The sequence below is a fragment of the Pseudomonas sp. TE3911 genome, from assembly GCF_054062775.1.
The window spans coordinates 102,197-117,810 of the sequence record NZ_JBSSFP010000001.1 but is presented as its reverse complement, the minus strand read 5'-3'; the positions used below and the strand labels follow the sequence as shown (position 1 = coordinate 117,810).

Below are 15,614 nucleotides of genomic sequence, written 5' to 3'. Positions count from 1 at the left end.
TGCGCGCCCGGCGCACAGACTTAGCTCCCCTCACACTGAATCCGCGCAGACCTGATAAGTCCCGCTATCAATCGCCTGACGGAAGGGCGAGCGCATAACCGCCGGGTGGAATGGATATTGGAGCGGTGAGCAGCGGGGTTGTTTTTAGCGCGCAGGAACAGTGATCATCACCCTCCCCCTGAAAGAACGATTGGCGATGCTGAACATGGACGATCTGCTGGCCAGCCCTGACGAGCGCACCCTCAAACGCCAGTACGCCAAGCTGCTCAAGGTAACGCGGCCGGACGATGATCCCGTCGCCTTCCAGCGTCTGCGGGAAGCGTACGAGCGGGCGTTGCAGCGACTGCGTGACGGCGACAGCCTCGTCGCCCACGCCCTCCCCCCTGCTGCGTATGAACAAGCGATGGCGCTGCTGGCCAAATTCGATGACTGGAAAGTCGACGAATGCTGGGCCCGCGCCGTGGCACAAGGGTGTGCCGCCGACTATGAACAACTGCTGTTCCAGCGTTGCGTCAACGCACCCGACCGGCATCTACCGCTGTTGACCTGGGGCGTTGAGAAACGCCAATGGCTCACGCCATGGCAGCAAATAAACAGCGGCGGTTTTCCCCATCAACGACTGGTCCACGCACTCAAGGGCGCGCTGTACGACGACCTTGAAAAATACCTGGCAGACGCCCAGCCTCAGGCGTTCTTCGAACGACTGGAGCGGGCCTGCCGCCAGGGCTGGCTGGTTGACCTGACCCATCACCAGGCGTTACAGGTGCAGGTGTTGCACCTGTTCACGGTGCAAGAAAGCTGGTCGCCGACTCTTTTCCAACAGGTCTGCCAGCTGTTCGCCTGGGACGCTGGCGCTGCGGTGCCTATCGATCAAGCCCGGTGGCAGGCCCTGGTCCGGCGCAGCGAGCAACACGTCTGGCTGAACGCGTTGCGAGATCAGGCGCAACAACCGGGTGCGGCGGCGTTGTTTTTGATGTGTGCAAAACCCGCGCAGCAAGCGCAATTGGCCGCCACGTTCGGAGAAGCCGATTGGCAGGCCTGCGAGCAACTGTCCGCAGCGTTTTCCACACGGTTCCCCGACCTGCTGGGCTTGTTCCCCAATCACAACCCGTGGTTCTGGCACGCCCTCGTCGGCTATCGCCCCACCCGCCACGGCCTGAAACGAGCCACCGCCGTCCTTGCAACCTGCCTGGCGTTGGGTAGTCTCTCCAGCCGATTCGCACTCGGCCCGACCTTATTGATGCTGCCGCTATACCTACTGGGCGGCTGGTTGATGGCCCGCGTCGGCCAGTGGCTGCTGACCTACTGGACCGTCATGGCCGAGAGCCTGCAAGACCTCGACCAACGCGTCAGCCGCTGGTGTGTGCGCCGCAAATGGATCCCCGACCGCCGCTATCGGGTGATCCGGAACGGCGGCCCATTAGTAGCGCTGGGTTTTGTCGTGTGGCAATGGCTTGGGTGGTTGGGGCTTGCTACCTACGCAGTGACCGGTTTGATCGGCGTGCTCCAGCCGGCACGCTGGGCACCTGCCGAGTATGAGTACCGCTGGCGGCGACCGTTGCAGGCGATCTATCGGATTGCCGGGCTGAGTGCGCTCCAATGGCTGTTTTGCGCAGTAATGGTCGCGGTGATTGCGTATATACAGTTGGAATTGCCCGGCACCGCGCTTACCCGAGGGGCATGGCGTTAACATGCCCGTTACCTGATTTTTTGCGCTGATATCCACGATCAAGGAAGACACCCCATGACCAATACGCTCTCCCAAGACTTCACCCAAATCCCCACAGGTATGCAGCCCTTTCCGGCGATTGAAGACGTGTTCGTCGCCGATCAACTGGAACTGGCCAAGCATCTGCATCCGCTCTTCAGCCTTGACCTGAGCCAGGTGAATCCCGAATGGTCGGGCGTCGTGCACATGCTGAGCCCATTGGAGCCCTATGAGAGTCTTGTCGGCGAGCTGACCGAATGGGACGGCTTTCACGGTGACCTGCTGAAAACCAACTGGATCGGATTTCAGCTTGAGCAGGGGCGATACCGCCTATGCGGCGACCCGCGCTACTTCTTTCTCCATGCAGGCAACGCGCAACTGGCCGACCCTCACCCCGGCGCGCGGGCGGACCTGGAGCGTCACTGTGCTGAGCAACACCGCGCATTTGCCCGTACGGTCGAGCGGTTCAACACCCACGGGGTACTGGCGCGCGAAGACGGCGAGCCGCTGGATGCGGTGGAGTTTGTCACCCAACTGGGCGGCGAAGTCGACGGCTTGGCTAACTGGGTGGAGTCGGTGGAGTTTCCGATGCAGATCATTGAACTGGACCCCGACCGTGGCGATTCGAACGTGTATCCCTTGAGCCCGGCCGGCAACCGGTTTTTCCACGTCGCCAGCGTGCCCGGCTGGCATTACCGCACCGCGGGGGCCGACTTGATCGTGATGTTCTACGAGCCGATTGAAGGCCTGGTGTTATTTACCTTCGACTACAGCTGAGCAAAGTGATGACTCAACGGACCAAAAAGCTTCTCGGTTGGGCCTTTCTAGCCTGCCTGGCAGTGCTGTTGGCTTACGCGCTCGTACATAAACCGCAATTCCCGTCGCAAATAGTCCTCAAGCAAGCGTTCATACCCGGGCAGTGGGTGTACATCGTGCAAGGCGCGAGGAACGCAGGGGAGCCCAAAAGTCTGCGGTTCTAAGCAGACGATTGCGAAAGCAGCGACGAGGTGATGAAGGTGCGCCTGGGCAAGAAGCCACCGTTCCTGGTTTCGGACACCGACTTGCAGAATGTAGTGATCGAACGGGTCGCCAATGGCCTGTACATCAAACTCGATGGTGCAGTCGAGGTGTACCGAAGCAACCTCTACCTGGCCGATGGCGACACGTACACCACGTTCCGCGTCAATCTGGAACAACGCGACACGCGGCCGCCCTTGCCGAGCGGCCGGTAGGTTTATTTCAACAGGGCGATCAGCGCACAGACCACGGTGATCACCAGCGCCGGCCACTGCATCGGCATGAAAAAGAAGTGATGGCGCACCCCATCAGCGTGCGGATGCCGATTGAGCACGAAGCCCAGCACCACGTTGATCGCCGAGCCAACACCCGCGCCTATCAGGAACTGCATCAGCGAGACATTGCCTGGCTTGACGCTGGGATCAGGCCACAACCCCATCAACAACAGCACCATGGCCACCGGAGTGAACAGCGTGAGCCAGCCTGCGCCGCGATAAATCATCGTTTGATACTCCTGGGCTTAGGCCAACTCACGGGCTTGTTCTTCAACCGCAAACACCACATCCAGGGTGTTGAGGAACAGGTCATGGCTGAGGATGCCGGTGGCGATGGTCGACAGCACGGGCTTGCCGCTGTCGTCCTTGATCACCACGTTCTCGGTCCAGGCGTTGAGGTCGACGGTGCGCAACGATGCCATCGGCACTTTGCGGCCCTGGTACTCAAGGAAGGCGGCGCTGACCAGAATTGGCGTCGTGGTGATCTTGAGGAAGTTGCCGCTGACCCGCTTGCCCCAGACCTGCGCAGTGCTGATGCAATTGAACGTTACCGCCCCGCCCGCCTCCAGCGTCGCCGCCACCGCCGGCAGGCGTGCGCGTACGTGCAGTTCACGCACCAGTTGCTGGAAATCGTGAAAGCCCTTGAGGGTCTCGATCACCCGGTGAAACGGTTCCGAAGCATTGCGGCGATAGGCAACGTTGGTAACCATACCGGTCAACACGGTTTGGCCGGAGCCGAACAGATACAGGTCCTCGATATCGGCAAAGGCCGTGTATTCGCGCTCATCGTTCACGAAGCGCTCGATGCCATGCTCGTACACGTCATAACGGGGCGCACGCAGCTTTTTGTGCCAGGCGTAGACCGCAAACATGCTCAGGCCGATCACCGCCAGCAAGGCGCTGGTGGCATAAAACACCATAAGCGGGTCGCTGAAATTCAAGGTCATGCCGCGTGACGTCTGGAGAGTGACGGGGCCATTGTTGCCCTGCGGCAGGATGGTGCTCAGGTACAGCACAAACCCGGCCATCCCCAGCATCACAGAACCAAAGATCAAACTGACCACAAGAAAGGCTTTGCCATGACGGAAGCTGGCGATCAGCTCACCAGTATTGGAAGGCGATTGAAAAGGGGATGAGGGCATGGGGGCTTGCGTCCTTGTAAGTAGATAAAGCGGGCTGCTTGGGTGCGCTTGGCACGGCGAGTTGGAACATGGCCAATTAGTATCGTTCCTTGTGCAGAGGCCTTAATGTGATGCACGCCGCAAAGTGGGCCAGGTCTTTTTTTTCACACACAGAACAGTGATCATCCCCCTCCCCCCGTATGTTGAGGAACCAAGACCATGGAATTGACGCTGGAAGCTGTGGCGCTTTTTGCACTCAAGTTGGTGCATGAGGTGGACGGTGGCAGCCCGGTTTTGCGGGATGATCCGGTGATGGTTGGCTATGACAGGGAGGTGTTTGGGCTGTTGGTGCGGCAGGGGGATTTGGCTGAAATCTTGGTGAAGATTGATGAGTGTGCGGGCCAGGCTTTGATGGCGGTGGGCGGTGCCGACACAGTACTGGGACGTGAACTGCAACGGCTGGCGGCGGCTGTGCAAAATGCCCATCAACTGGATGAACTGCCCGAGCCGTTAACCACCCTCAAGGATTATCTGAAAGACATCCAGTGAGGCGACCTACCGCCGCCCTTCCACCGCCATGCGCACCGCCAACCCCATCAGCACTGAGCCCATCAGCCAGCGCTGCACCACTTGCCAACCGGGCCGTGTGACGAAAAACACCGCGATGGAGCCCGCCAGGGTGGCAATCACCGCGTTGACACCCACGCTGATAAAAATCTGCGTAAAGCCCAACACCAGTGATTGTGTCAGCACACTGCCATGGCCGTTCGGGTCGATGAACTGGGGCAGCAACGACAAATACATCACCGCCACCTTAGGGTTCAGCAGGTTGGTCACAAGCCCCATTGTGAACAGCTTGCGTGGGCTGTCCTTGGGTAAATCGCGCACCTGAAACGGTGAACGCCCGCCCGGTCTGATCGCTTGCCACGCCATATAGGCCAGGTACAACGCCCCACCAAACCGCAGCGCGTCGTAGGCAAACGGCACCGCCATGACCAACGCGGTAATTCCCAACGCCGCACAAAGCATATAAACCAAAAAACCCAACGCCACGCCGCCCAGGGAAATCAATCCAGCCGTACGGCCCTGACAGATCGAGCGGGATATGAGGTAAATCATGTTCGGTCCGGGCGTCAGCACCATGCCGAGGGAGATCAGCGCATAGGCAAGCCAGCTGGATAGTTCAGGCATGGTGCGGCTCCGGTTGTTGAAACATCTGGGCAAGGTTGTAAGGTTGGTCGCCATGGTAGGGCGTTCAAAATGCCCGCGTTAGATACAGATCCACGAGCAAATCGGCATACACCCACGAGGCAGGCCCATGATCGACTTCAACAACAAAGGTTTCTTCAAGCTCAAACAAAACAACGAATACGCCGAACGCGTAGCCGCCCTGCTGCTGGACGGCGAGGAAGTGGTCGACGCCTACAAAGCCATGCGCGACGGCGTAGTGTTTACCACCAAGCGCATCATCGCCGTGAACGTGCAGGGGATTACCGGGAGCAAGAAGGACTTCACGTCGCTGCCGTATAAAAATATCGTGGCGTACTCGGTGGAAACGTCCGGCACGTTTGATCTGGATTCGGAGTTGGAGATTTACTTTTCTTCGCTGGGGAAGGTGAAATTTGAATTTACGGGGAAGACGTCGATTGTTGAGATTTCGCGGTTGATTTCCAAGCACCTGCTGACCTGATCAGCAGGTAAAAATCAAAATATTCGAAACGATAGCGCCCTTCTGACCCCTGTCTCGTTTTCCCACACCCATCATCGAACAAATCCGACTTAGTCCGCTCATACCCCCTCTTAGGCTCACGTCCCCACACAAGGAGGTGAGCCTGTCATGTCAGAGCGCGCATACCCTCTCACCGAAGAACAACAACTCAAACAGCGAATCCTGACACCGCAACCGGCACGGCGGCGTTTTTCGCCATCGCTCCATCTATTCGACCGTCCTCCCGCGCCAGCCCCCTCCCCCACCAAGCCTCCCGGCTGCGTATTCACCAAACCCTGCCAACTGCCCGACGGCATCACCCACTACGCCGTTACCGGCGGTTTCGTACCGCTGGAGTTGGTCACGGAATACGGACATTTCAGCCTGCTGGGCGGGCGTGAAGTGGACACTCGGGGAACCGTCTCGCTGCGCAAGATCAGCGGAAGCGCATTGCCCGTTGGCTTGGGGCAGTTGGCGTTGCGTGCAGCGGTGTTGGAGTCGGCAGCGACTGCTGTCGGCTCTGTAGCCGGGGCGTTGTTGACGGGGTTAGTGGCGTTGGCTTGGCCATCGGCGCTGGGTGATAGCGCGTTGTACAGCGATGAGCAATTGCGCTCGATGCAACGGGCGCGCTCACAGATGCGTTTGCATGTTGAGCAGTTGGAGGGCGGCACGCTCAAGGGCTATGGGTTTTACACCGGCAACAATGCCGACTGGCAGATGATCGATGTGGTGCAGTTGCAAAGCCGTGGCGATCAGTTTGTGGCGGATTTGGGCCAAGGTGTGGAGCTGATCTGGACGCCTGCGGTTGAATCCGGGGGACGCCCTGGGAATCCCAGCGTTGGAGGCTGCACCGCAGGCGCCGGTAATGTGGATTTACCCGCCAAACCAGAAGGCTGCGCAGATTTTGGTGAACCCGGTTTATCCGCCGGAATATCGGGATTTTATTCTGGTGTTCCCGGTGGAGTGGGGGGGTCGGCCGTTGTATGTGGTGGTCAGTGTTCGGGCTGGGGATGATACCTATCACCCCAAACCAAAACTCCTAGCTGCATTTCCGAAAGCCAAGTGGGCTCGCTCGAAAACTCCAATGACGGGGGGTGGCCAACGCCCAAGATGGAAAGATCCCGACGGGACGACCTATGAATGGGACGCTCAACATGGCGCTTTGGAAAAGTCCTCCAAGCGCGGAATTCATCTCGGCGAGTTCGATCATTTGACCGGTAACCAACGTAAGCCAGCCAAGCCTGAAAGGACGGTAGAACCATGAACCACTCAATTATGGGCGTTTTGCCTAACGAGGATTTTGCATCCTTTGAACAGGCGCTACCTCTGTCCACTCAAGACCTGATGGACATTATGGGGTGGGAGAAACTGGAGGATTGCGTATTTGACTATCTATTGACGGAAGAACAAGTACTCAAGATAGAAAAAGCGATTGCTCTAAAGCTGCCCACTCACTTTGACTTATTTCTTACCTCACACGACTAAGTGAACCAAGGGACATTCAAACTCCATTCGCCGACTAAAGGCTGACGAGGATCTCCCTGGTGAGCGGGCTTTTTTTGTGGTGAGCGGGCTTGCCCCGCGCTGGGGCGCGAAGCGGCCCTGAAACCAAGCCCTGCGGTTCCTATGGAAAATCTCGGTGGCCGAGTTGGGGCTGCTTCGCAGACCAGCGCGGGGCAAGCACGCTCAGTACACATGCCCTTTCAGCTCAGGCAGTTGAAGGGCTGCTGTTCTGGATTTCTTCGTTAAAGACCAACCGCGCGCACAACCCACCACGCTCCAGGTTGTGCAAGGCCAGCCGGCTGCCGATCTTGCCGACGATCATCTCGACAATCGCCAGCCCCAACCCGGCACCATTGGCATTGTCACGGCTATAAAACCGCTCAAACAAACGCCCGATTTCCGCTTCATCAATCCCCGGCCCCTGGTCCTGCACGCTCAGGCAAAAGGCACCAATCACCACCTTCACCTCGCTGCCCGGCGGGGAAAAGTTGAGAGCGTTGGTCACCAGATTTTGCAGGGCGATGGCCAGTGCCACGGGCTCGGTTTCAACCCAGCATTCTTCGTCACCCTCCAGCACCAGCTCCACACCTTTCTCCATGGCCAGCGGGGTAAGTTCTGCCAATTCTTCGCGTACTAACTCTGTCAATTGCACACGGCTGCGCACAGGGTTGTTCAACTGCGGCTCGATGCGCGCCATGGTCAGTAACTGGCTGCCTATACGGGTAGCGCGGTCGACACCGCTTACCAGAAATTCCAATGCCTCGCGTCGTTGCTCCACTGTCTCCGCGCTTTGGGCGTTTTGCGCATGGATACGCAGGATCGCCAGGGGGGTGCGCAGTTCGTGGGCGGCGTCGGCGATGAACCGGCGTTCGCGTTCCAACAACTCGTCCACCTGCACCAACAGCCGGTTGAGCGCGGTTTGCATGGGTTCCAGGTCGGAGGGCAGCGGTTTGAGGTGCAGCGGTTGCAAGGTGTCGGAATTGCGTCCACGAATCGACAGTGCCATGGCGCGCAGGGGTTTGAGACCCCAACCGATTAACAGCCAGATCAACACCGTCAGCAGCGGCACGCCGATGAGGGTCGGCCAGAGGGTGTGACGCATGATGCGTTGGATCACGTCTTGGCGGATGTCGTCGCGCTCGCCCACCCAAATCAACAGGCCCTGTTGCGGGTCGGCGAGGAGGAAGGCACACCAGTCGTTGCCGTTGTCCATGATGTCGTGGGAACCAAGGGTCGCGGGCGGTGCGGCCAGCACCGGCGCTTCGGCTGAGCGTACAAGTAGCTGGCCGTCACTGCGCCACACCTGGAAGGTCAGGCGAGTTTCATAGGGATGAGCCACGCCCTCTTCGCCCACGCGGCTCATGGCCTGATCAAACGCCTGGTACAAGCGGTCCCAATCCGCCTCGCCGGGGTCGCGCTGGCGCAGTACGCCTTGCAGCAGGCGCGCGCTTTGGGCGAGTTGGGCGTCGTAGACTTCTTCGATTTCGTGGTGACTGTCGCGCAGCACCAGCCAACTGATCAGGGCATCGCCGAGCAGGATCAACACCAGCACCGGCACGAGGATGCGCGCGCGCACGGAGGTCATGGCTTGAGCACCAGCACATAGCCAACGCCGCGCACGGTGCGTATGAGCTCTGTGGATAACTTTTTACGCAGGTTGTGGATCAACACTTCCAAGGTGTTGCTTTCGACGCGGTCCTGCCAGCCATACAACGCGCGAGACAAGCGCTCGCGGGTCACCACTTTGCCGGGGCGTACCATCAGTTGGTGCAGCAGTTGGTATTCCATAGGGGTGACGATGATGTCCTCATCCAGGTAACGCACCTGCTGGGTGGCGGGGTCGAGGTTGACGCCGGCGTGTTCGAGCATCGGTTGCGCGCGGCCCTGGCTGCGGCGCAACAGCGCGCGCACGCGTGCCTTGAGCTCTTCGACGTCGAAGGGTTTGACCAAGTAATCGTCGGCGCCAGCGTCCAATCCGGCGATGCGCTCGGCGGTGCCGTCGCGGGCGGTTAGGATCAGCACCGGAAGATCATGTTGCTCGGCGCGCAGTTGCTGCAACAGGTCGAGGCCGTCGAGGCGGGGCAGGCCGAGGTCTAGCAGCAGTAGATCGAAGCTCTCCGTGCGCAACGCATGCAGCGCCGCAACGCCATCCTGCAGCCAATCCAGGGTGTAGCCCTCGGCGCCCAAGGCCACACGAATCCCTTGGCCAAGGGCACGGTCATCTTCGACAAGGAGTAGGCGCATAGCAAAATCTCTGTAGGAATCGGCGGCATCATGCCGGGTTATGGCCGGGGCTATTTCAGCAAAGATGTTACGGCTCGTTGCCAACTAAGGTTGCCCTAAGGTTGGTTTTGCACTGTGAAATCTCCCACATTTGCTGAGAGCTTTTCCATGCGCAAAATTCTCCTGCTGTCCCTGATCCTCGCCAGCCCCCTGGCCTTCGCCGGCCCGCAATGCACCACCGCCGAGCGCTCGCAATGGCAAGACGAAAAAGCCTTCCAGGACAAGCTCAAGGCCGAGGGCTACACCATCAGCAAGTTCAAGGTCACTGATGGCAACTGCTATGAGATCTACGGGTTCGACAAGGACAAGCGCAAAGTTGAGATCTACCACGACCCGGTCACCGGCAAGGCCGTGAAGACTGAGATCAAAGGCTGATGCCAGGCGAATCCCTACGCCTGTGGGACCCGCTGGTGAGGCTGTTCCATGCCTCCATCGCCGGGGTCTTCGTCGCCAATTACTTCTTCAACGAAGCCGGCGACGACTGGCATGTCTGGCTGGGTTATTACGCCATGGCCTGGCTGCTGGTGCGAACAGTGTGGGGATTTGTCGGACCGCGCAGCGCGCGGTGGGCAGACTTTTGGCCTACGCCAAAAAGGCTGAATGCCCACGCGCGCTCGTTGCTCAAGGGTAAGCCGCAACACCGCTTGGGGCATTCGCCGATTGGCGCGCTGGTGATGCTGTTGATGTTGCTGGCGTTACTCACCGTCGGCGTGAGTGGCTTTTTGATGCAGGAAGTCGATGCCCTCTGGGGCGCCGATTGGCCGCTTCAAGTCCACGAGACCGCCGCCAATGCGCTGCTTGGCTTGGTTTGCCTGCATGTACTGGCTGCCGTGTTTGAAAGTATCCAGGTGCGGGACAACCTGCCGTTATCCATGCTCACCGGTCGCAGGAAGCGCCTGCCGGATGAACGTGCGCAGTAATCCTTTTACCCACAGGTTCCCTATGCGCTCCGCCTTATTGATATGCAGCCTGCTGGCAGTGTTTTTCGCTGCCTGGCAAAGCCATCCGCCCCATGTGCTGGCGCCGTTTGCCCAGACCAGCCCGAACACCGCAAAAGTGGCGGCGCCGGCGCAGTACAGCAGCCGGTTCGTATCCACCCAGCTCACCGACTTTGTGCACTCCTCATCCGTGACCGCCCTGCCCGGCGGCGACTTGATGGCGGTGTGGTTCGCCGGCTCACGCGAAGGCGCCGCTGATGTGCAGGTGCGCACCGCGCGCTTTGATGCACGTACCGGCGAATGGGGCGCCGAACAGGTGCTGGCCACGCGGGAAAGCACCCGCGACGGAACCCAGCGTTATATCCGCAAGCTCGGCAACCCGGTGATTGCCCTGGCGCCGGATAAACGCCTGTGGATGTTTTATGTGTCGGTGTCAGTCGGCGGCTGGGCCACCAGTGCGATCAACGTGATGGTGTCGGATGACCTGGGGGCCAGTTGGACGGCCCCTCGGCAACTGGTGACCTCGCCGTTCTTCAATATCAGCACCCTGGTTCGCGCCGCGCCGGTGTTCCACGCCGACGGCTCCATCGGCCTGCCGGTGTACCACGAGTTCATGGGCAAGTTTGCCGAGTACCTGTACCTGAGCGCAGACGGAGCAGTGATCGACAAATTCCGTATCAGCCGCGGCAAGAATTCCCTGCAACCGACCATCGTGCCCCTGGACGGCCAACGCGCCGTGGCGATGTTGCGCTATGCGGGCGACACCCATCACCGCGTGCTGGCCAGCCGCACTGAAGACGCCGGGCAAACCTGGAGCCAGCCGTACCCGCTGGAACCGGCCAACCCTAACTCGTCGCTGGCGGCGGTGGGCACGGTGGACGATGGGTTGCTGGTGGCGCTCAATGACCTGCAGGACGGCCGCTTCAAGCTCAGCCTCTATGGCACCGACGCCCAGCTCAGCCAGTGGCGCACTGTGGTGCAACTGGACGAATCACCGGACCCGCTCGGCCAACCGTTCGCCCCCGAAGCTTATAAAGAGATCATCGGCGAAGGCTTTCGCGCCTCCAGCGGCGCGCAGCGTTTACCGCTGGAGCAACGTTTTCTCAGCAGCCTCGACTACCGCGTGTGCAAACCCCGTGGCTGCGATTTCGAGTACGAGTACCCGTACTTCAGCCGTAGCCCGGACGGTATGTACCACCTGGTGTACTCGTGGAATAACACGTTTATCAAACATGTCAGCTTCAACGAAGCCTGGCTGGCGGAGCGTCTGTGATGGTGTTGCTGTGGCAGGCGCATTTGAGTTTTGTGCTGTTGGGGTTTGTGCTGTTAAGCACGTTTCGATTTACCGCCCGATGGCGACCGTGGTTGCTGCCAGTCCTGGTGGTGGTGAGCGTTATCCCGATCAATGAGCTGCCATTGGCGGCCTATGTCCGCAGTTTTACCGATGATTTGGCGATCAGCACGCTGGTGTTGTTGGGGTGGGTTGCGCTGAGCCGTCTGGGCGTGGTGCAGCCGCTGGCTCGACCACATCAGGTGCAGATGTTGCTGCTGTTTGGCCTGCTGAGCCTGGTGCTCTACCCGGCCACGTTAGGCCTGACCTATTTCGACCCGTACCGCTTGGGCTTCAACCCTCGACCGATGATTGTGCTGGTCGCGGTGGCGGCGCTGTTGATGCTGTGGCTGCGCAATGCGCTGGCGGTGTGGATGTTGGTGATCGGCACGCTGGCGTTCGCATTGCGGCTCAAGGCCTCAGAGAACTATTGGGATTATCTGGTTGATCCGCTCTTGGCAGGCTACTGCGTCGTCGCTGGATTAATGCAACTCAAACTGTACTGCTTTAAAGAATGGAAAATTTGATGAGTGCGTTGCAATCACGTCGCCTGCGCTACGGCATGGGCGCGATCGGGTTGGTGTTTGTGCTGCTGGCTGCGTTGCGACTGGTGTTTGTGCTGGGTTTTTCCGGCCTTGATGTGACAACCCCGGCGCTGCTGGAAACCCTCGGCATCGGCCTGCGTTTCGATCTGCGCCTGGCGGTGTTGCTGCTGCTGCCGCTGGCCGTGCTGGCATGGCTGCCGCGCTGGAACCTCAACACGCTGCCAGTCCTGCGCTGGCTGGCACGTGCCTACCTGGTGGTCGCACTGGCGATGATCGGCCTGGTGTACATCATCGACTTCGGCCATTACGCCTACCTCGGCGTACGCATCAATGCGACGGTGCTGCGCTACCTGCAAGACGCACAGATTTCACAACAGATGGTGTGGGAAACCTATCCAGTGCTGTGGATAACCGCCTGCTGGCTGGCGGCAGTGGGGTTGTGGGTATGGGCGTTGATCTGCCTGGAGCGCATGACCCTGGACCGTGCGCCAACCCCCATTAATCGATGGGCGGTGACGTCAGTCTCAGTGGTTGGCGTGGTCGCCGTGCTGCTCGCCCTGCTGGGGCGCGTGGCCAACCTCAACCTGGAAAACCCAGTGCCGCTACGCTGGAGCGATGCGTTTTTTTCCGGCAACAGCCAGGTGGCCGCCGTGGGCCTCAACCCGGTGCTGTTTTTGTACGACACCCTCAAGGTCGGCCAATCGCAGTTCGATGAAGCCCAGGTGCGTAAGCATTACCCGCAAGTCGCCCAGTACTTGGGGGTGGATCAACCGGACGCCCAGCAACTGAATTTCACCCGCCACCAGGGTGTGCAGCCCTATCGCCTGGCCGGCGAGCGCCCGCTGAACGTGATCTTCGTGATGCTCGAATCCCTTGGCACGAGCGCCGTCGGGGCCTACGGCAACCCGCTCAATCCCACGCCGAACCTGGATAAACTGGCCAGCCAAAGCTGGTTCTTCAAGCACTTCTACGTACCGGTCACCGGCACCGCCAAGACTGTCTGGGCCAGCATCACCGGCGTGCCCGACGTCACCCGCCAGGAGACTGCCACGCGCAATCCGCTGATCACCCGGCAACACACACTGATCAACGCATTCGAGGGCTATCAGAAGTTCTACATGATCGGCGGCAACGCCGGCTGGGCGAATATCAACGCGCTGATCCGCCAGAGCGTCGACGACGTGCAGCTGTTTGAAGAGAGCGACTGGCAATCGCCACGGGTAGATGTGTGGGGCATTTCAGACTTGGACCTGTTCAAGGAAGGTGACGAACTGTTGAGCAGGATGCCCAAGGACCAGCCGTTCTTCGCCTACCTGCAAACCTCCGGCAACCATCGACCCTTCACGATTCCCAAAGACAACGACGGTTTCCAGGTGGCGGACGTGACCCTGGAGCAAGTCCAGGCAGCCGGTTCGCGCAGTGTCGAGCAATACAACGCGGTGCGCCTGCTCGACTACAACATCGGCCGCTTGATGGAAATCGCCAAGGCCGGTGGTTACTACGACAACAGCATTTTTGTGTTCTTCGGCGACCACAACACGCGCATCAGCCAGATCCCGCACATGGCGCCTGCCTTTGAACAACTGGGGCTGGAAAGCAACAACGTGCCGTTGTTGATCCACGCGCCGGGCCTGGCACCTAGGGTGATCGAACAGGCGGTGGGCCTGGCGGATTTGTTGCCGACCGTTGCGGGCATGGCAGGCGTGCCGTTCACCAATGGCGCCATGGGCCGGGATATCCAACAGCCTGCTCCGGAAGGCGAGCGCGTGGTGCCGCTGGTGTTGCGTGAGGGGACGTTTCCAATCATCGGCGGCGTGACCCAACACTTCCTGTTGCAAATGCAACACGACGGCAGCTCACCGACCCTGCATGACCTGGCCTCAAAGACACCGCGAGAGGATGTGGCAACGCAACATCCCGCAGAGTTTCAGCGTTTGCAGGCGCTGACCCGTGGGCTGCATGAGAGCGCGCGGTTGATGCTGTTCAGAAATGTACGGGAGTGATTATTTGGGTTGGAAGGTTTCGAGGTAGGCCAGGATGTTGTCGATTTTCTCCTGATCACTGATGCCCCAAAAGATCATCCGCGTACCGCTCACTACCTTCTTCGGTGCCTCGATATAGGCGGCGAGTTTGTCCCGCGTCCAGACCACGCCGGAGTTTTTCATCGCGTCAGAATACTGATAGTCGGTGGTGGTGCCGGCAGGCCTGCCGATGATGCCGTTGAGTTCCGGGCCGAACCCACCGCGCGCCCCTTCGCCGACGCTGTGGCAGCCGCCGCAGGTCTTGGTAAAGAGCTTTCCACCCGCCTCGGCGTCGCCGGCCGCGAGGGCTGAGTGGGCGTTAAGGATCAGGGCGAGGGTGAGCAGGACGTACTTCATGGGAACTCCACATCGGCGAATGCGGGCGATTATGCCTGTTTGTCAGGAACGCATGCCCATCCAGATCAGCGCTTCGGTCCACGCTCGATCAGGGGAGCATTCAGGGTCGACAGCCTTTTGCGTGCATTGCAGAGCACAGGGATCGTGCCGCACCTCCCCGCAAACAAGCAAAATAGACCCCTCTGAGTAACCACCCATCGTTTTGGACATATCCAATCGAACCTATCCGATGGTCTTCCACTCCACCTTACTGAACCCTGATGGTGGAGTAACGATCATGGCTCAGCCATCGATTTTAGTACTGGAAGACGACGAGATCATTCGCTCGTTAATGGTGGATGTACTTGAGGATTTTGGGGCTCATGTGACGTCATTTCCTTCGGCGGATGAAGGGATGATTTTTCTGGAGCGGGATGATGAACCGGTCGACTTGATTGTCAGTGATGTTCAGATGCCAGGTTTGCTCAACGGCTATGACTTGAGCCGGGTAGTGGCCCATCGTTGGCCAGAGGTAAAGGTAGTGCTGACATCCGGCAACACTAAGATCGCGGCGGAACTGGGTAGCTCTGTGCGGTTTCTACCGAAACCGTGGAGCGCCGAACACCTGATTGAGTGTGTGCAAACGGCACTGACCCAGCAAAGCCCGCACCTGCATTGATAGCATCGCAACATCACTGAAGCCGAACTTTGGGACAAACACTGCGGTCATTAATGAGCAAGGAGAGACTTTTCTGATCCGCTGGTCAGGCTTTTCGCCTTGTGCGTACAGCCAATGGCCATGAGGTGTGTAGAATCACTGCCCAATTCT

The 15,614-nt window shown here is 59.5% G+C and carries 18 protein-coding genes and 1 pseudogene; 13 read left to right on the top strand and 6 right to left on the bottom strand.

Annotated elements, in window-relative coordinates; genetic code table 11:
• The first annotated feature begins 160 nt into the window (after window positions 1-160).
• The 3 genes from ACVWXD_RS00565 to ACVWXD_RS00555 all read left to right on the top strand — a co-directional run bounded on the left by ACVWXD_RS00565 (window position 161) and on the right by ACVWXD_RS00555 (window position 2,940).
• A complete protein-coding gene (locus tag ACVWXD_RS00565) occupies window positions 161-1,690 on the top strand; it encodes a hypothetical protein (protein ID WP_457370576.1) in 1,530 nt (509 codons plus the stop codon).
• 54 nt (window positions 1,691-1,744) lie between these two features.
• Window positions 1,745-2,485, top strand: a complete 741-nt coding sequence (locus ACVWXD_RS00560; RefSeq protein ID WP_032885650.1) for a hypothetical protein — start codon at window positions 1,745-1,747, stop codon at window positions 2,483-2,485.
• 233 nt (window positions 2,486-2,718) lie between these two features.
• Window positions 2,719-2,940, top strand: a complete 222-nt coding sequence (locus ACVWXD_RS00555; RefSeq protein ID WP_457370575.1) for a hypothetical protein — start codon at window positions 2,719-2,721, stop codon at window positions 2,938-2,940.
• 2 nt (window positions 2,941-2,942) lie between these two features.
• On the opposite strand, the gene ACVWXD_RS00550 is transcribed toward ACVWXD_RS00555, so the two are convergent.
• Together ACVWXD_RS00550 and ACVWXD_RS00545 are read right to left on the bottom strand one after the other, a co-directional pair.
• Window positions 2,943-3,227, bottom strand: coding sequence for a hypothetical protein (locus ACVWXD_RS00550; protein WP_032885648.1), 285 nt, complete (start codon window positions 3,225-3,227; stop codon window positions 2,943-2,945).
• An 18-nt stretch (window positions 3,228-3,245) separates the two neighbouring features.
• Window positions 3,246-4,142 (bottom strand): hypothetical protein, encoded by an 897-nt coding sequence (locus ACVWXD_RS00545; RefSeq protein WP_032885647.1) that lies wholly within the window; start codon window positions 4,140-4,142, stop codon window positions 3,246-3,248.
• Between the two features lie 198 nt (window positions 4,143-4,340).
• On the opposite strand from ACVWXD_RS00545, the gene ACVWXD_RS00540 reads away from it, so the two are divergent.
• A complete protein-coding gene (locus ACVWXD_RS00540) occupies window positions 4,341-4,670 on the top strand; it encodes a hypothetical protein (RefSeq protein ID WP_122763878.1) in 330 nt (109 codons plus the stop codon).
• Between the two features lie 6 nt (window positions 4,671-4,676).
• Here the strand turns inward: ACVWXD_RS00540 and ACVWXD_RS00535 are convergent, their stop codons facing one another.
• Entirely contained in the window at window positions 4,677-5,312 is a 636-nt protein-coding gene (locus ACVWXD_RS00535) for a LysE family translocator (protein WP_095186398.1), read from the bottom strand.
• A 127-nt stretch (window positions 5,313-5,439) separates the two neighbouring features.
• Here ACVWXD_RS00535 and ACVWXD_RS00530 point away from each other — a divergent pair, with 127 nt between their 5' ends.
• The 3 genes and pseudogenes from ACVWXD_RS00530 to ACVWXD_RS00520 all read left to right on the top strand — a co-directional run bounded on the left by ACVWXD_RS00530 (window position 5,440) and on the right by ACVWXD_RS00520 (window position 7,314).
• Entirely contained in the window at window positions 5,440-5,811 is a 372-nt protein-coding gene (locus ACVWXD_RS00530) for a PH domain-containing protein (protein WP_032885644.1), read from the top strand.
• 147 nt (window positions 5,812-5,958) lie between these two features.
• A pseudogene (locus ACVWXD_RS00525) lies at window positions 5,959-7,093 on the top strand (colicin E3/pyocin S6 family cytotoxin).
• Window positions 7,090-7,314 carry a pyocin S6 family toxin immunity protein gene (locus ACVWXD_RS00520; protein ID WP_099602187.1) on the top strand — a complete coding sequence of 75 codons (225 nt, stop codon included), beginning with the start codon at window positions 7,090-7,092 and terminating at the stop codon, window positions 7,312-7,314. Before ACVWXD_RS00525 ends, ACVWXD_RS00520 begins: the two are co-directional and overlap by 4 nt.
• 223 nt (window positions 7,315-7,537) lie before the next feature.
• On the opposite strand, the gene ACVWXD_RS00515 is transcribed toward ACVWXD_RS00520, so the two are convergent.
• The gene (locus ACVWXD_RS00515; RefSeq protein ID WP_095186396.1) at window positions 7,538-8,917 is read right to left on the bottom strand and encodes a sensor histidine kinase; all 1,380 of its coding nucleotides are present in this window, start codon (window positions 8,915-8,917) and stop codon (window positions 7,538-7,540) included.
• Entirely contained in the window at window positions 8,914-9,576 is a 663-nt protein-coding gene (locus ACVWXD_RS00510) for a response regulator (RefSeq protein ID WP_032885641.1), read from the bottom strand. Before ACVWXD_RS00510 ends, ACVWXD_RS00515 begins: the two co-directional genes overlap by 4 nt.
• A 147-nt stretch (window positions 9,577-9,723) precedes the next feature.
• On the opposite strand from ACVWXD_RS00510, the gene ACVWXD_RS00505 reads away from it, so the two are divergent.
• The 5 genes from ACVWXD_RS00505 to ACVWXD_RS00485 are packed head-to-tail and all read left to right on the top strand — an operon-like array spanning window position 9,724 to window position 14,431.
• Entirely contained in the window at window positions 9,724-9,990 is a 267-nt protein-coding gene (locus ACVWXD_RS00505; protein WP_032885640.1) for a PepSY domain-containing protein, read from the top strand.
• Window positions 9,990-10,535, top strand: a complete 546-nt coding sequence (locus ACVWXD_RS00500) for a cytochrome b/b6 domain-containing protein (protein ID WP_099602188.1) — start codon at window positions 9,990-9,992, stop codon at window positions 10,533-10,535. Before ACVWXD_RS00505 ends, ACVWXD_RS00500 begins: the two co-directional genes overlap by 1 nt.
• 22 nt (window positions 10,536-10,557) lie before the next feature.
• Complete coding sequence (locus ACVWXD_RS00495; RefSeq protein ID WP_095186393.1) at window positions 10,558-11,826, top strand: sialidase family protein; 1,269 nt, start codon at window positions 10,558-10,560, stop codon at window positions 11,824-11,826.
• On the top strand, window positions 11,826-12,410 hold the full coding sequence (locus tag ACVWXD_RS00490; protein ID WP_122680690.1) for a hypothetical protein: 585 nt from the start codon (window positions 11,826-11,828) through the stop codon (window positions 12,408-12,410). Before ACVWXD_RS00495 ends, ACVWXD_RS00490 begins: the two co-directional genes overlap by 1 nt.
• Window positions 12,410-14,431, top strand: coding sequence for an LTA synthase family protein (locus ACVWXD_RS00485; RefSeq protein WP_457370574.1), 2,022 nt, complete (start codon window positions 12,410-12,412; stop codon window positions 14,429-14,431). Before ACVWXD_RS00490 ends, ACVWXD_RS00485 begins: the two co-directional genes overlap by 1 nt.
• Here the strand turns inward: ACVWXD_RS00485 and ACVWXD_RS00480 are convergent, their stop codons facing one another.
• The gene (locus ACVWXD_RS00480) at window positions 14,432-14,806 is read right to left on the bottom strand and encodes a c-type cytochrome (RefSeq protein ID WP_099602192.1); all 375 of its coding nucleotides are present in this window, start codon (window positions 14,804-14,806) and stop codon (window positions 14,432-14,434) included.
• A 277-nt stretch (window positions 14,807-15,083) separates the two neighbouring features.
• Here ACVWXD_RS00480 and ACVWXD_RS00475 point away from each other — a divergent pair, with 277 nt between their 5' ends.
• The gene (locus ACVWXD_RS00475) at window positions 15,084-15,464 is read left to right on the top strand and encodes a response regulator (RefSeq protein ID WP_032885635.1); all 381 of its coding nucleotides are present in this window, start codon (window positions 15,084-15,086) and stop codon (window positions 15,462-15,464) included.
• Window positions 15,465-15,614 lie beyond the last annotated feature (150 nt).

Coding starts and splice junctions, on each gene's coding strand:
- ACVWXD_RS00505 (WP_032885640.1), top strand. CDS start 9,724: ATGCGCAAAATTCTCCTGCTGTCCCTGATCCTCGCCAGCCCCCTGGCC.
- ACVWXD_RS00480 (WP_099602192.1), bottom strand. CDS start 14,806: ATGAAGTACGTCCTGCTCACCCTCGCCCTGATCCTTAACGCCCACTCA.
- ACVWXD_RS00490 (WP_122680690.1), top strand. CDS start 11,826: ATGGTGTTGCTGTGGCAGGCGCATTTGAGTTTTGTGCTGTTGGGGTTT.
- ACVWXD_RS00545 (WP_032885647.1), bottom strand. CDS start 4,142: ATGCCCTCATCCCCTTTTCAATCGCCTTCCAATACTGGTGAGCTGATC.
- ACVWXD_RS00540 (WP_122763878.1), top strand. CDS start 4,341: ATGGAATTGACGCTGGAAGCTGTGGCGCTTTTTGCACTCAAGTTGGTG.
- ACVWXD_RS00520 (WP_099602187.1), top strand. CDS start 7,090: ATGAACCACTCAATTATGGGCGTTTTGCCTAACGAGGATTTTGCATCC.
- ACVWXD_RS00500 (WP_099602188.1), top strand. CDS start 9,990: ATGCCAGGCGAATCCCTACGCCTGTGGGACCCGCTGGTGAGGCTGTTC.
- ACVWXD_RS00535 (WP_095186398.1), bottom strand. CDS start 5,312: ATGCCTGAACTATCCAGCTGGCTTGCCTATGCGCTGATCTCCCTCGGC.
- ACVWXD_RS00495 (WP_095186393.1), top strand. CDS start 10,558: ATGCGCTCCGCCTTATTGATATGCAGCCTGCTGGCAGTGTTTTTCGCT.
- ACVWXD_RS00555 (WP_457370575.1), top strand. CDS start 2,719: ATGAAGGTGCGCCTGGGCAAGAAGCCACCGTTCCTGGTTTCGGACACC.
- ACVWXD_RS00475 (WP_032885635.1), top strand. CDS start 15,084: ATGGCTCAGCCATCGATTTTAGTACTGGAAGACGACGAGATCATTCGC.
- ACVWXD_RS00485 (WP_457370574.1), top strand. CDS start 12,410: ATGAGTGCGTTGCAATCACGTCGCCTGCGCTACGGCATGGGCGCGATC.
- ACVWXD_RS00550 (WP_032885648.1), bottom strand. CDS start 3,227: ATGATTTATCGCGGCGCAGGCTGGCTCACGCTGTTCACTCCGGTGGCC.
- ACVWXD_RS00515 (WP_095186396.1), bottom strand. CDS start 8,917: ATGACCTCCGTGCGCGCGCGCATCCTCGTGCCGGTGCTGGTGTTGATC.
- ACVWXD_RS00560 (WP_032885650.1), top strand. CDS start 1,745: ATGACCAATACGCTCTCCCAAGACTTCACCCAAATCCCCACAGGTATG.
- ACVWXD_RS00530 (WP_032885644.1), top strand. CDS start 5,440: ATGATCGACTTCAACAACAAAGGTTTCTTCAAGCTCAAACAAAACAAC.
- ACVWXD_RS00510 (WP_032885641.1), bottom strand. CDS start 9,576: ATGCGCCTACTCCTTGTCGAAGATGACCGTGCCCTTGGCCAAGGGATT.